This is a genomic window from Polaribacter sp. 2305UL8-11 (genome assembly GCF_058147165.1).
Window position 1 is genome coordinate 186,816 of sequence record NZ_JBYVJW010000003.1, and the last position, 14,230, is coordinate 201,045.

Below are 14,230 nucleotides of genomic sequence, written 5' to 3' on the forward strand. Positions count from 1 at the left end.
GAATGTTTTGGAAATTCATCAATTAATCTTTTACAAAAGGCAACACAAAATATCTAAAGTCAAAACCAAGAGAAACTCTACAGCCTACAAAAAGCAAAAGAATCTTTTTTAAAAAAAATCTACTACGAAATAATTTGCAGGTACTGTAAATTGTGGGACTTCTCCATTCTTAAAATCAGCACCTATCATTACAAAAGCATAATCTCTTTTTGGTGAAAATAAATGCAATTTTACGGCAGATCCTATATAAAATGCCAAATCTCATCTTGGCTTATTTTATGAAAAGCAGAAAATTTATTAGAAGTCAATAGAAAATAAATACTAGTACAATAGTTTCTGTCTCCAATAAAATTGTTTCCTAAATCTTTAGAAGCTATTATTCCCTTCACTTCTGTAAATTCCTTTAAAATAACCACCTTCAGGATGTTCTGTTAATTTAAAACAACTAATTATTTTTTTTGCAACCACAATTTAAAACTTCTAGTTTTCATTATAAAATCTGCCATATCTTTTCCCCAAACTTGATAAGAAATTTGTGAAGGATGCACACCATCACTAAAAAAAGTAGAAACATCACCAGCTATATTGTGTCTCTTTTGCCAACTTTTTAAAGTAACAATTTCATTATTGTAATGTACATTGCTTTTCTTTTTAACTCTATGATACAGTCTTTTTCCAAGAATTTCTACTAAATTACCTATGACAAATTTGATAGTTTTTGTAAATGCAGGAAACTCTTTAATTGGTGGCATATTTGTAAAATAGATAGGAGTTTTAGGAAATTTACGCTTTAATTCTCGAATCAATTTGTTTATTTGAAACATCCATAAATTAGGAGAATTTAGTTTAAAAGCATCATTACCACCCAAACCTATAACAATTATATCTGCATTTGCTTCCTCTATTTTTGGCACAAGTTTTAAACGAACCAATCTTGCTGTATAACCGCTTTTTGCATAAACTCTCCATAATACAGAAACTTTTGTCTGTTCATTTATTTGTTTTGCTAAAGATCCAGGAAACCCATTTTTATGAAAATCTACGCCAACACCAGCTATTGTACTTTCACCTAAAAATATAATTTTAAGTGTTTTGGGAGAGGTTGTTTTTAAATATCCTTTTGGTTTCTTAGCTTCTGGAAGTCTAGGAGTTTCTTTACGTATCTTTTTTCCTTGTATATAAAGTATAGGCAACAAAGGAAAAGAAATGATAGCACCAAAAATATATTTTAAACTCATTTAATTTATTTACTTTTTAATTCGTTCGCTTTTTTTATGATTGCCTTTAAACGTTCTTTATTCTTTTGCTTCTCTAGTTTTACTTTATTTGTTTTTTGATGCATCAATTTTGAATGCTTCGCTTTATTAACTGTATTTTTTGCTTTTCCTTTTTTGGGCATAAAAATTTAAATATTCTGTTTGTAACGAAGTTAAATCTTTTATAGACGAGTAGCAAAACTTTTTTTATCAACCTTTTTTTATTGAATATTATGTAATTTTACACATCTATGGAAGCACTTACTTTAACAACTCCAGCTTTATTGTTTTCTGCAATTTCTTTAATAATGTTGGCATATACCAATCGTTTTTTAGCGTATGCAGCTGTAATAAGAAATTTGCATGATAAATATTTACAACGCAAAGAAGCATCACTAATTAGGCAAATAAAAAATTTAAAATTACGTTTAAATCTTACAAGATGGATGCAGATATTTGGCATTTCTAGCCTGCTATTTTGTGTTTTAACAATGTTCTTAATTTATATTCATTTAAATAATACTGCAGTTTGGGTATTTGGCTTCGCTTTAATTTTATTAATAATTTCTCTAGCTTTACTGGTAAAAGAAATACAAATTTCTACATTAGCTTTGCAACATCATATTGCAGATATAGAAGATAATTTAAAGAAAGAATAAAGAAAAAAATAAGTAGTTATTGGTAAACGAAATCAAGCAGAATTTTATTTGTATTTCGTTTTCTATTCAGTTTTTTTTAGCTAATTTTATTGTCATTTAAAAATAAAAAAATGCTAAAAAAAATTGCACTAGTTTCTCTAGTATTCTTCACTTCTTTACAATTCGCACAAACAAAAAACAGTTTACTTTGGAAAATTTCTGGTAATGGTTTAACAAAAGATTCTTACTTGTATGGTACCATGCACGTAAGCCAAAAAATTGCATTTCATTTAGATGATGTTTTTTACGATGCTTTATTAAAAAGTGATTTTGTAGGTTTAGAAACAGACCCTTCTACGTGGTTAGATCACATGTTTAATTCTCCAGAAGAACTTAGTTTTATTCGTGGTTTTTTAAATAATAGTACAGACTTTTATAACAGCCCTTTTAAACTTGACGAACCAAAACAGCAAGAAATGATGTTTTATTTGTCTAGAGAAGATATTCTTTTAAACGGAATTTTGTATAGAACCAATCAAATGATGCAAAATTTTCAAGAAGATACTTTCTTAGATATGTTTATTTATCAAACGGGAAAAAAGAATGGTAAAAAAATATATAGTTTAGAAGATTATAAAGAGTCTTCTTCACTAGTTAAAAAAGCCACAACTTCTGGTAAAGTTATGAAAGATAAACCAGATGCTTGGCTAGAAAGCAAACTAAAAGATGAGAATTATTTAATGCTACTAAACAATGCATATAGAGATCGGAAAGTAGCTTTTTTAGATTCTATAAATACAGCTATGTATTCTAAAAGCTATATGCAAAATATGCTATATATAAGAAATGAAAATATGGCAAATAGTATAGATTCTATCACTAAAAAAGGGGCATTGTTTTCTGCAGTGGGTGCAGCTCATTTAGGAGGAGAAAAAGGTGTAATTGCTATTTTAAGAAATAGAGGTTATACAGTAGAAGCTTTAACTTCTAATATTACAGAAAAAGCAGAAATTGCTAAAAAAGAAATAGAAAACAAGGTTATAGATGTAGTTTTTAGAGAAGAAACTACAGAAGACGGCTTTTTTACAGCAAAGTTGCCTAATAAAATGTATGAACTAAACATATTAAACAATACGTCATACATCAGTCCAGATTTAACAAACGGAGCTTATGTAATTATTACAAGGATGAATACTTTTTCTAAAATTCATGGAAAAGAAATAAAAGATAAAAATTTTGATAAACTTTTATTCGAATCAATTCCAGGAGAAATTGTATCAAAAAAAGAAATTACAAAGCAAGGTTTAAAAGGATTAGATATTTTAAACCTTACCAAAACTGGTAATTACCAACGTTATCAAATATTTTTTACCCCTTTAGAAGTGCTCATTTTTAAAATGAATGGAAAAAATGATTACGTAAAAACATTTGGCAATACTTTTTTTAATTCTATTAAATTTAACAACCTTTCTAATGAGTTAGTTCCTGTAAGTCCAACAAATAATGGCTTTAAAGTTAATTTACCAAAGTATCATACATTTACAAATAAATCTTATCAAGGAAATAGAACATTACAGGCTATAGACAAAACAAGTAACTATTATTTTGTTAAAGAGGTAACTTTAAATGATGTAAGTTATATAGAGGAAGATGCTTTTGAGCTGGAGAGAATTCAAGAGCGATTTTGTAAAAACTTAGAACTAAAATACAATAAAGGTGTTTTTGAAACTGATGATAAAGAAAGTTTTATTAGTAATACGCATTTAAAAGAAGCTAAAAAAGAATTGTATCTAAAAACGATTACTAATGGAAGTCACTATTATTTATTAGGTTTTGTAACAGAAACTAAAGATGTCTCTTCAAAGAAAAAATTCTTTGATTCTTTTGCAATAACTAATTTTGATTATGCTGATAAAAAATTTGAAATAAAGAAAGATACTTCTTTGTATTTTTCTGTAAACACAAATGTAGAGCCTTCTTTTAATAGATTTAGTTTTGGTCAAAATGCTAAAAAGAAGCCTTATGCATCTTATGTGAAATCTACTTTTTATACCAACAATACCAACGAAAAAATTTTTGTAAAACTAAAAAAGTTGAACGATTTAGCGAGCTATGAAAATATAGATTCGCTATGGAAAAGGAGGGGATACAAAAAAAACAAACATAATAGAATAAATGCACTCCTAAATAAAGTTAGATTAAATTTAGATAACTTCTCGAGTTTTAAAGTATTAGATAAAAAAAATATAAAAAAAGGCAAAGACAAGAATAACAACCATTATTATTCTTACTATTTAAAAGATTCTTTAAGCAGCAAAGCAATTAAAGTTAAAAATATTTTAGTAACTGGTGCTATATATGAGATAAAAACTTTGGTAGATACTACTTATACAGAAAGTAAATTTGTAAAAGAATTTTATAATACGTTTACTCCCAAAGATACAATTTTAGGAAAAGATTTATTTACAGAAAAAACCACACAATTTTTTACAGCCCTTAAAAATAAAGACAGTTTGGCTTTAGATAGTTATGATGTGGTAGATTTTAAGAAAAAAGATATCAATGCTTTAATTAAAATATTAAAAAAATATGAGTTTGCAGATAACCAACTTATCATAAAAAAACACCTAATTAAAGAGTTGGGTAAATTTGATACAAAAAAAGTAAAAAGATTTTTAGATAACCTGTATATAAATTCATTTAAAAACCCCAGCAATCAAATTACTATAATTAATAGTGTTTTAAATAAAAATTCTGATGAGTCTTATGAGCGATTTTTAAAATTATTAGAGCTAGACATACCTTTATCATCTAATAAGTTTGAGATGAATAGGATCTTAAAATCTGTTGGAGACTCTTTATCATTGGCAAAAAAAGTATTTCCAGAAATTTTAAATTATGCCACAATACAAGAATATAAAGAACCAATTTACGGTTTGTTGGTAAAATTGATAGAGAAAAATTATGTAAAAAGTAACGACTATAGCAGTTACAAAACTCAAATTTTAAACCAAGCTAAGATTGAATTAAAAAGACAATTAGGAAAAAAACGAAATAACGGTTCTTATGTAAGTAAAACAGATGGAGATTTATTAAAACTTTATGTAAAATTACTTTTTCCTTTTCGAAAAGATAAAAATGTAAAAACATTCTTTAAAAATGTTGCTTTTGTAAAAAATGCAGATGTAAAATCTACTTTAATTGCTCTTCAAATTAAAAATTCAGAGAAGTATGATAAAGAAATTTTTAATGAGTTAGTTTCAGAATTAACAAGTAGAGGTATTTTTTACGAAAAATTATTTAAAATAAATAAAACAACACTTTTGCCAAAAAAATATAGGAGTAAAGAAGAAGTTTACAAAGCTATTTTATTTAAAAGCACAATTAAAAAAGAGTTGAATGATAGTATTGTTTTTTTAGGAAGAAAGAATTTTATGATTTCGAATAAAAAATATGAAATGTATTTTTATAAATCTAAAATTCATAAGAATAGTTCTCAAACTTATGGTAAAGATTGGAAAATGAATTATATAATAGTAGCCAATATAGATGATAAAATAACAATTAAATCAATAAGAGACAGAAAAAATCAAAACTTAGACACAACCAAACCAATAGAAGAAGTAATAGATAATTTGGTAGAGAAAAATCGATTGAAACATCGTAGAAGAGTAAATTTAAATTCAAATAAGTATAATAATAGAATATTTTAAAAATTAATATTAAAAACAAAACTCGCTTCAAAATTTTTGAAGCGAGTTTTTTATGGATAAAATTTATAAAAAAAAATTAAGCTAGCATAGTAACTGGATTTTCTATAAAAGTTTTTAAAGTTTGTAAAAATTGAGCGCCAACTGCTCCATCTACGGTTCTATGGTCACATGTTAATGTTAACTTCATTGTATTACCAACAACAATTTGACCGTTTTTAACAACTGGTTTTTCAACAATAGCACCTACAGATAAAATAGCTGAATTTGGTTGATTGATAATTGAAGTAAAGTTTTCGATACCAAACATACCTAAATTAGAAACTGTAAAAGTACTGCCTTGCATTTCTGCAGGAGTAATTTTTTTATGTCTTGCTTTTCCAGCTAAATCTCTAACAGTTGCTCCAATCTGAGTTAAACTCATTTGATTTGTGTGTTTTATAACTGGCACTAATAAACCTTCGTCTACAGCAACTGCAACACCAACGTGAATATGACTGTGATAAATTGTAGTATTATCTGTCCAAGAAGTATTTACTTGCGGATGTTTTTGTAAAGCCATTGCACAAGCTTTTACAACCATATCATTAAAAGACACTTTTACATCTGGAATTGCATTGATGGTTTTTCTAGAAGCCATTGCATTGTCCATATCAACCTCAATATTTAGACTAAAGTCTGGTGCAGAAAACTTAGAGTTTCCTAAAGATTTAGCAATTGCTTTACGCATTTGCGAGTTTTTAACTTCTTCCGATTTTTCTTCTCCAGTAACAGAAAATGATGGAGTAGAAGCACTTGAAGCTGGTGAAGGAGTTTCTACAGAAACTGTAGCTGTTGGTGTGTAGTTCTCAACATCCTTTTTTGTAATTCTTCCGTTTTCACCAGAACCAGAAACGTCTGCTAAATTAATTCCTTTATCTGAAGCAATCTTTTTAGCTAATGGTGAAGCAAAAATTCTTCCTCCAGAATTGTTAGTAGTTGTATTAGAAGATTTTGCTTCCTCTTTTTTATCAGAAGATTTCTCTTCTTTTTTCTCATCTTTCTTTTCAGATTTTTTATCAGAAAATTTCTTTGGTACTGCACCACCTTTTTCTACAATTGCAGAAACATCTGTACCTTCTGGACCAATAATTACTAATAAACTATCTACAGGTGCAGTTTCTCCTTCTTGCACTCCTATATGCAATACAGTTCCTTCGTAAAAAGACTCAAACTCCATTGTTGCTTTGTCAGTTTCAATTTCTGCAAGCATATCACCTTCTTCTACTTTATCACCTACTTTTTTTAACCATGTTGCTACAGTTCCGTCTGTCATGGTATCGCTTAAACGAGGCATAGAAATTACTTCAACTCCATCAGGAATTTCAGCAGAATTATCATTAGAACTTTCATCTTCAGAAGATTTTTCTTCCTTAGATTCTTCAATTTCGTTTTCTTTAGATTCTTCTTTTTCTTCTGCATTTTCATCAGTAGAACCTGCTCCACTTAAAATATCAGAAATATCTTCTCCTTCTTCTCCAATAATAGCTAATAATTTATCTACAGGAGAGGTTTCACCTTCTTGAATACCTATGTGTAAAAGAGTTCCTTCATGAAAAGACTCAAACTCCATAGTTGCTTTATCCGTTTCAATTTCTGCTAAAATATCGCCTTCTTCAACTTTATCTCCAACACTTTTTAACCATTTTGCAACAACACCTTCTTCCATGGTATCGCTTAATCTGGGCATATTTATTACTGTAGCCATATATTTTAACTTATAAAAGGGTAATCTTCTTGTTCATAAACCATATCATACAATTGCTGAGTTTCTGGATATGGAGATTCTTCTGCAAATTGTTCACATTCTTTAACCATAGCTTTCACTTCTTTATCAATTGCAGCAATATCTTCTGTAGTAGCGTAATTTTTTTCTAAAATAACTTCTTTTACTTGCGTAATAGGATCTATTTTTTTGTATTCTTCTACTTCATTTTTTGTTCTGTAGTGTTGTGCATCAGACATTGAGTGTCCTCTATATCTGTAAGTTTTCATTTCTAAGAAAGTAGGGCCATCTCCACGTCTTGCTCTTTGTATTGCTTCATCTACAGCTTCTGCTACTTTTATAGGATTCATTGCATCTACAGGTCCACAAGGCATTTCGTAACCCAAACCAAGTTTCCAAATATCTGGATGGTTTGCAGTTCTTTCTACAGAAGTACCCATTGCATAACCATTATTTTCACAAATAAAAACAACTGGCAATTTCCAAAGCATTGCTAAGTTAAACGCTTCATGTAAAGAGCCTTGTCTTGCAGCACCATCACCAAAACAAGTTAGAGTAACACCATCGCTTCCTTTGTATTTATCTGCAAATGCAAGTCCAGCACCTAAAGGAATTTGTCCTCCAACAATACCATGTCCTCCGTAAAAACGAAATTCTTTAGAGAAAATATGCATAGAACCTCCCATTCCTTTAGAAGTTCCAGTGGCTTTACCATACAATTCTGCCATAACACGTTTAGGATCTTCTCCCATACCAATGGGTTGTACGTGATTTCTGTAGGCAGTAATCATTTTATCTTTTGTCAAATCCATAGCATGTAAAGCACCTGCTAAAATAGCTTCTTGACCATTGTAAAGATGTAAGAAACCTCTAACTTTTTGTTGAATATATACTGATGCTAGCTTGTCTTCAAACTTACGCCAGAAAAGCATATCCTTGTACCAATCTAAATAGGTTTGTTTGGTAATTTTTTTCATTCTAGTAATTGTTGTTTGTTTTTTTTAATTATTTAACTGATTTTAAATAATCGAAATACAAAAATAACTGTTTTGCTTAGAATAAAAAAACGAGTGAAGTGTAATTTATTCCAAAAAAGAATTAATTATTTATTTTTAGCAATAACAAGCGTTGCTTTGGCATCTGTAGCTAAATTCCATTCGTTAGAAGATATTAACATTCCAGCATCATTATATACTTTAAAAGCGGCTGTATTTGGTCCTGAAGAACCTTGATTTAAAGCTTTAAAGGCTATTTTATTAATACCAACTCTAAGAGGTATGTTAAATTTTTGATAGCTTTGTCTTAATGTTATATTTACCACTACTGGAATATCGTTTACATATATTGTAACCCTATCTCCATCAGGATATTGAAAATCCCTACATATAATATTTACACTTTTAGAATCAGTTCTAAAACTACCTAAATCTTGATCTATTTTTGGATATATATATTGACCATTAATTTTTTTAAAAGCTTTTAAAAATGTTTGCTCTCTGTGTTTTGCTTTTGTTAAAATACCTTTGTTATTAAGTTGGTCATCAGATTGTTGTTTTTTTAACTTTTCTTTTTCTTTATCATAAGCAACTTTAAAACCATTTGTTGGATCTACAACTATTGATGTAGGTTTTTTTACCTCTGTTGCATTTTTTGTATTTAAAGTTTTAATTTTTCCTTTTTCTTTTGTACCATTATTTTTATCTAACTGTGCAGATATATTACATACAGAAAGTAGAGAAATTGTAAGGAAAAATATGTTTAATTTTGTTTTCATCAGTTTTTTTAAATCTAGCAATCTAAGTACAAATATAATGCCGATTTTAAGTGAACCCGTTTAGAAATTGTTAAAATTAATTACTCTATTGGAAAATTAAAGTATTTTTTAGGAAAAGGTTCATTTCTTAATGTAAAATGCCACCACTCATTTTCATAAGGTCTAAAATTATGACTCAGCATTACTTTACGAAGTAGCATTCTGTTTTCTGTCTGTTTTTTTGTGATTTTTTTATAAAAAGGATGGGATTGAACTCCAAAAAAATCATAAGGACTTCCCATGTCTAATTCTTTACCCGTTTTTAATTCTATAACCGTTAAATCTACAGTACTACCTCTTGTGTGTCCTGATTTAGAAGATATGTAACCTCTTTTAAACAACTCAGATTTTGGAACTTTAGGATAGTATTCTTTTTTCATTAAAGTATCACTCAAAACTTTAGCCCACTTTACAAAATGATCTACTGCTTGTTGAGGTCTGTAACCATCAAAAACTTTTAAACTCAATCCTTTTTTTCTTAATTCTTTTTGTACTTTTTGCAATGCCAAAGCAGTTTCTTTAGTTACAATAATGCAGTTGTTATGATAGCCATCTATAGGTTTTCCAATAAAATTATTAGTACTTAAATACCTTAATTCTGATTGTATGGTTTTATCTATATCAGACAAATACACAAAACCATTTGGTAAGTCTTGCGCATTTAAAAAAATAGAAAATATAAGAAAAATTAAAAGTGCAACGTTTTTCATCATCATCAAAAATAAGAAATTTATTAAGAGTATGCAGTACTATACCTTGCTAAAAAATACTGATAAATACCATAACATAAGAAACCCAAAGCCATTAATCCCATTAAAATGTTACCCCAAGAAAAACTTTGTAGAAAGTTAAACATTTCTTCTACACCTTTTATAGAGTTAGAGTTTTTTTTATAAGAAGCAACAAGCACAAAAAAACCAAAAATAATAAAAGCAACACCTCTTGCAAGATGACCAAATTTGCCTGTTTTTTCTAAAATATTGTTAGATTCTATTTCTTTTTTTTGTTTTATATCGTCTAAAAATTTATTGCTGTAACCTTTATAAAATTGGTAAAATCCAATAAAAATTAAAACAATACCTATAACATATAATAATAGAATGCCATTTTCATTTTGTATCAAATACTTAACAGCATTTTCTTTTGAGTTAGAGCTAGGATTGTTTTTTATAATACCAGTTATAACTGATATTGCTAACATTCCGTAAATTATTCCACTAAAAAAATAACCAATTCTTTTTAAGATTCCAGTTTTATCAGAACCTTCATTTTTACCATCTAAAAAAGAAGAATACAACCTCCAAAAACTATACATTAACAAACCAATAGCAATTAGAATTAATAGTACTTGTCCAAAGGGCTGTTCTTTTAAAAACTGAATTACTCCATCTTTACCAGATATTTTGCCACCCATATCTATGGCTGCTAAAAAGGTTAATATGCCAATTAAAGCATAAATAATTCCTTTTGTAAAAATTCCTATTTTTCTGATGTTGTTAAGTAATGTTTTGTTCATAACAAGTCAAAAATAGGTTTTAATTCAAGAAAAGTTTATTCCATATCAATAAAACATTAATTCAAACAAGATATTAAACTAGTTAAAGTTTATTAAAAAGCAGTACAAAAGTGCTGTTTTAGTAGTTGATTTTTATATCTTTAAAAAATATTTTAAATAATGATAAATAAAGAGAATTATAAAGTAAAAAGTACAATTAAGCTTAAGAGTTTTAGTACTAAAGAGGTCATTGATAATGCAGAGAAAAAGCTAAAAAAGATTAGGAAAAAATTAAGCGATTTGCAAAACCAAATGTATGCAGAAGGTAGAAGTGGTGTTTTAATCTGTTTGCAAGGTATGGATACCTCTGGTAAAGACAGTCTTATTAGAGAAGTTTTTAAAGATATAAATGCAAGTGGTGTTACTGTACATAGCTTTAAAGTACCTACAGAGTTAGAATTAAAGCACGATTTTTTATGGAGGCATTACATTGTATTACCAGCAAAAGGAAAAATTGGTATTTTTAATAGAACACATTATGAAAATGTGTTGGTTACAAGAGTACACCCAAATTATATTTTAGGAGAAAACATTCCTAAAATTAAAAGTGTAAAAGATGTTAATGATGCTTTTTTTCATAATAGAATGGAAAGAATTAATCATTTTGAAAACCATTTGGTAGAAAATGGAACCTTAGTTTTAAAGTTTTTTCTAAACATATCTAAAGACGAACAAAAAAATAGACTGTTAAGAAGACTTAATAAACCAGAAAAAAATTGGAAATTTTCTGAAGCAGATTTAAAAGAACGCAAACTTTGGGATAAATACATGTTTTGTTATGAAGATTTGTTAAACAGAACATCAAAAGAAAATGCGCCTTGGTTTGTTGTTCCTGCAGATGATAAACCAACTGCACGTTTAATTTTAGCAGAAATTTTACTTACAGAATTGGAAAAACAAAATTTTAAAGCACCAGTTTTACCAAAAAAGATAGCAGAGAACATAGAAAATTTTAAAGCACAATTAAATAACGAATAAACTAAAATAAGTTCAAAATTTTGAATTCAAAATTCAAGATTTGGACTTTAACCTTAAATTTTAAACCTTGAATCTTAAACTAGATAAACCAATAGTATTTTTCGATTTAGAAACAACAGGAGTTAATATTGCCACAGATAGAATTGTAGAAATATCAATTTTAAAAGTATTTCCAAACGGAAATAAAGAAAGCAAAACGTGGTTGGTAAACCCAGAAATTGAAATTCCACAAGGAGCAACAGATGTTCACGGAATTACTAATGAAAAAGTAGTAACTGAGCCAACTTTTAAAGAATTAGCTCCAGAAGTTAACAAAATGATAGCAGGTTGTGATTTAGCAGGTTTTAACTCTAACAGATTTGATATTCCGCTTTTGGCAGAAGAGTTAATGCGTGCAGGAATCGATTTTGATATGAAAAATAGAAAAGCCATTGATGTGCAAGTTATTTTTCATAAAAAAGAGCAAAGAACATTAAGTGCAGGCTACCAGTTTTACTGTGGTAAAGAATTAGAAGGTGCTCATGGAGCAGAAGCAGATACAAATGCAACCTACGAAATTTTGTTAGCACAATTAGAAAAATACGATGATATCGAAAACTCTGTAGATGCCTTAAGCGAATTTTCTTCACATGGTGTAAGAGCCGATTTTGCAGGTTTTATTTTGATGAATGACGATAATCAAGAAATTTTTTCTTTCGGAAAATATAAAGGAAGAACTGTAGAGGAGGTATTTAAAGAAAATCCAGGGTATAATAATTGGATGCAAAATGCAGACTTTCCACTTTATACAAAAAAAGTTTTAAGAGAGATTAAAGAAAGAATGTCAGCACCAAAAAATACAATGTCAGATGCAGAAAAGTTAGCGGCTTTGCAGCAAAAATTTAATTTACGGTAATTATTGCAATCTATCATTTAGAAATCAGCCTTTTTAGGCGATTGAGAAATCTCATTAATTATTCTAATAATGAAAAAAATAATCTTTTTACTATTCATTAGTTTACAAATAAATGCCCAGCAAATTAATTTTAGCGGAAAACTTTTAGATTTAGATACTAAAGAACCTATTGTATATGCAAATATTAGTTTTTTAGATTCTAACAAAGGAATTTCCTCTACAGAAGATGGAGATTTTAAACTATTAATAGATAAAAAATATTTAGAAACTAAAATTCATATTTCTTGTTTAAACTATAAAGATACCATTGTATTAGCAAAAGATTTATATCAAAAAACGCTTTATTTAAAATCAAATATAGAAGCTTTAGATGAAGTTATCATTCAAAAGAAAATAAATAAAGAGGTTGTTTTAGATAGAGTAAAAAAGAAAGTGCAAGGCATCCATTCTTCAGGAATGAGAATGATTGCGAAGTATTTTCCAAATTCTAAGAAGAATAAATGTTGTAGCTACATATCTACAATAGAAATTCATTTTTCTAAAAGACATTCAGAGCAATCTAAATTTAGGTTTCGAATTTTTGATAAAGATAAAAATACAGGATTACCAAATAACGATTTATTAAAAATAAATTTGCCACTAACTTTAAAGAAAGGCGAATTAAAGTTAACTGTAAATTTAGAAGATTACGATATTGAAATGCCAGAAAATGGTTTATTTATAGCTTTTGAAAAACTATTTATACCATTTAACGAATATGGTCAAAAAACAAAAGAAGATAAGGTGTTATATTCACCTATAGTTGGTTTTACAAAATATCCAAAAAAGAAAGACAATGCGCTTTATTTATATGTAAAAGGAAAATGGCTAAAGTGGGGTTTAAATAAAGTAAAACATTATAGTAAATATGCACCAGCCATTTCTTTAAAATTGACAAATTAAATACATTAAAAATGTTTACTCATTATAAAAATTTACCCAGTAATTCGCGTGTTTGGATTTACCAAGCAGACAGAGAATTTACTGAAAAAGAAGTTGAATTTATTGCCCAAAAAGCTGAGCAATTTATCAATAAATGGACACGTCATGGAGATGATTTAAAAGGCTCTTTTACCATAAAGTACAATCAGTTTTTTGTACTGGCTGTAGATGAAAGCTTTAACAACGTTTCTGGATGTTCTATAGATAGTTCTGTACGTTTTATTAAAGAATTAGAAAACGAATTACAGTTAGATTTAATGAACAAACTAAATGTAACCTTTAAAGATAACGAAAATATAAATTTAGTAAAACTATCTGATTTTCAAAAGTTTGCAAAAGAAAAGAAGATTACTTCAGAAACCATCGTTTTTAATAATATGGTTGATAATAAAGCAGATTTTGAAAACAATTGGGAAGTTCCTGCAAAAGAAAGTTGGCACAAACGCTTTTTGGTATAACTATTGGTTTAAGTTATAAAATAAGATGGTAAATAAGTTGCGTTAAGGATTGAGCTTCTGTTTGAGCTCTTTTTTATATTTTAGTTCGAGGAAATTTGCTGTTTATGCAAATTTATATCGAGAACAAATCTAAAAAAAGCGAGTAGCGAAAGCCTGTTAAAACGCCCGAAAAAAGAAAAAT

General features: G+C 28.1%; 13 protein-coding genes and 1 pseudogene. 6 read left to right on the forward strand and 8 right to left on the reverse strand.

What is annotated here, in order from left to right:
• Positions 1-108 precede the first annotated feature (108 nt).
• From ACY2RW_RS03950 to ACY2RW_RS03960, 3 genes and pseudogenes are all read right to left on the reverse strand, one after another.
• Positions 109-416 (reverse strand): annotated as a pseudogene (locus tag ACY2RW_RS03950) (cupin domain-containing protein).
• Positions 417-449: 33 nt separating this feature from the next.
• Entirely contained in the window at positions 450-1,238 is a 789-nt protein-coding gene (locus ACY2RW_RS03955) for an SGNH/GDSL hydrolase family protein (protein WP_490121399.1), read from the reverse strand.
• A 5-nt stretch (positions 1,239-1,243) separates the two neighbouring features.
• A complete protein-coding gene (locus ACY2RW_RS03960; RefSeq protein WP_490121400.1) occupies positions 1,244-1,399 on the reverse strand; it encodes a hypothetical protein in 156 nt (51 codons plus the stop codon).
• Positions 1,400-1,507: 108 nt separating this feature from the next.
• On the opposite strand from ACY2RW_RS03960, the gene ACY2RW_RS03965 reads away from it, so the two are divergent.
• The gene (locus ACY2RW_RS03965) at positions 1,508-1,915 is read left to right on the forward strand and encodes a DUF2721 domain-containing protein (protein WP_490121401.1); all 408 of its coding nucleotides are present in this window, start codon (positions 1,508-1,510) and stop codon (positions 1,913-1,915) included.
• A 110-nt stretch (positions 1,916-2,025) separates the two neighbouring features.
• On the forward strand, positions 2,026-5,607 hold the full coding sequence (locus tag ACY2RW_RS03970; protein ID WP_490121402.1) for a TraB/GumN family protein: 3,582 nt from the start codon (positions 2,026-2,028) through the stop codon (positions 5,605-5,607).
• 76 nt (positions 5,608-5,683) lie between these two features.
• On the opposite strand, the gene ACY2RW_RS03975 is transcribed toward ACY2RW_RS03970, so the two are convergent.
• From ACY2RW_RS03975 to ACY2RW_RS03995, 5 genes are all read right to left on the reverse strand, one after another.
• A complete protein-coding gene (locus ACY2RW_RS03975; protein WP_490121403.1) occupies positions 5,684-7,351 on the reverse strand; it encodes a dihydrolipoamide acetyltransferase family protein in 1,668 nt (555 codons plus the stop codon).
• Between the two features lie 5 nt (positions 7,352-7,356).
• The gene (gene pdhA / locus ACY2RW_RS03980; RefSeq protein ID WP_490121404.1) at positions 7,357-8,346 is read right to left on the reverse strand and encodes a pyruvate dehydrogenase (acetyl-transferring) E1 component subunit alpha; all 990 of its coding nucleotides are present in this window, start codon (positions 8,344-8,346) and stop codon (positions 7,357-7,359) included.
• Between the two features lie 125 nt (positions 8,347-8,471).
• On the reverse strand, positions 8,472-9,143 hold the full coding sequence (locus tag ACY2RW_RS03985; protein ID WP_490121405.1) for a hypothetical protein: 672 nt from the start codon (positions 9,141-9,143) through the stop codon (positions 8,472-8,474).
• An 80-nt stretch (positions 9,144-9,223) separates the two neighbouring features.
• Positions 9,224-9,892: a M15 family metallopeptidase gene (locus ACY2RW_RS03990; protein WP_490121506.1), complete on the reverse strand. Its 669-nt coding sequence runs from the start codon at positions 9,890-9,892 to the stop codon at positions 9,224-9,226.
• 23 nt (positions 9,893-9,915) lie between these two features.
• Complete coding sequence (locus tag ACY2RW_RS03995) at positions 9,916-10,698, reverse strand: DUF1206 domain-containing protein (RefSeq protein WP_490121406.1); 783 nt, start codon at positions 10,696-10,698, stop codon at positions 9,916-9,918.
• Positions 10,699-10,857: 159 nt separating this feature from the next.
• On the opposite strand from ACY2RW_RS03995, the gene ACY2RW_RS04000 reads away from it, so the two are divergent.
• The 4 genes from ACY2RW_RS04000 (at position 10,858) to ACY2RW_RS04015 (ending at position 14,049) form a co-directional block, all read left to right on the forward strand.
• On the forward strand, positions 10,858-11,715 hold the full coding sequence (locus ACY2RW_RS04000) for a PPK2 family polyphosphate kinase (protein ID WP_490121407.1): 858 nt from the start codon (positions 10,858-10,860) through the stop codon (positions 11,713-11,715).
• Between the two features lie 67 nt (positions 11,716-11,782).
• Positions 11,783-12,610 carry an exonuclease domain-containing protein gene (locus ACY2RW_RS04005; RefSeq protein WP_490121408.1) on the forward strand — a complete coding sequence of 276 codons (828 nt, stop codon included), beginning with the start codon at positions 11,783-11,785 and terminating at the stop codon, positions 12,608-12,610.
• A 69-nt stretch (positions 12,611-12,679) separates the two neighbouring features.
• Positions 12,680-13,552: a carboxypeptidase-like regulatory domain-containing protein gene (locus ACY2RW_RS04010; protein ID WP_490121409.1), complete on the forward strand. Its 873-nt coding sequence runs from the start codon at positions 12,680-12,682 to the stop codon at positions 13,550-13,552.
• Between the two features lie 11 nt (positions 13,553-13,563).
• On the forward strand, positions 13,564-14,049 hold the full coding sequence (locus tag ACY2RW_RS04015) for an ABC transporter ATPase (protein ID WP_490121410.1): 486 nt from the start codon (positions 13,564-13,566) through the stop codon (positions 14,047-14,049).
• Positions 14,050-14,230 lie beyond the last annotated feature (181 nt).